Origin of the sequence: Pseudomonas sp. 30_B, assembly GCF_017491605.1 — a bacterium.
Classification (GTDB): domain Bacteria; phylum Pseudomonadota; class Gammaproteobacteria; order Pseudomonadales; family Pseudomonadaceae; genus Pseudomonas.
In genome coordinates, this window is the sequence record NZ_JAFGYY010000125.1 from 1 (window position 1) to 569 (window position 569).

Below are 569 nucleotides of genomic sequence, written 5' to 3' on the forward strand. Positions count from 1 at the left end.
GCTTGAACCTTTATGCGCGTATCACTAGACCAGTGTTTGCGGTCACCGTTCAGATAGCTATTCAACTCAAGAAGAATGACTTGTACGGTTTGAGGTGGAGTAGCTGCCAGCTCGCGTAATCGCTGGATAGCGGCCTCTTTGGCTCGTGTGCTGATGTCTGAATGCTGCGCCACTTGGCTAATCACCCAGAAGCTTTGCTCATCTTGCAAGGCCCGCCAAGGCGATGATGTTTGCATGCGTTTGACCAGCTGTAATTCTCTGTTGATCTCATCTACAAATGCAGTAGTACGCGCAACATTGCGCTGAATAATAGGTGGCGCTGATTGCGCATCCAGTGCGGCGCAATCTTCAAGTTCCGCGCCTGCCTGCATCTCATAGAACCGGCGCGTCAACATATGTGCAAGAGCATGGTTGGCGGTGTCTCGACGTGAAGGCAAGATAGAAAGAAACAGGCCGTGCTTGTCCCACTCAGGCAAATGTTGCTCAAACCAAGCATTTTCTGCGGCCTCACCCTGATCTCCGCAATGGCGCCAAGCATCAACGGTCAGGTTATAGACAAACTTATAAAT

At 50.8% G+C, this 569-nt stretch carries 1 protein-coding gene; it reads right to left on the reverse strand.

Annotated elements, in window-relative coordinates; all coding sequences use genetic code 11:
* The coding region (locus J5M67_RS27540; protein ID WP_207888557.1) for a hypothetical protein at window positions 1-569 on the reverse strand (569 nt) is incomplete at both ends.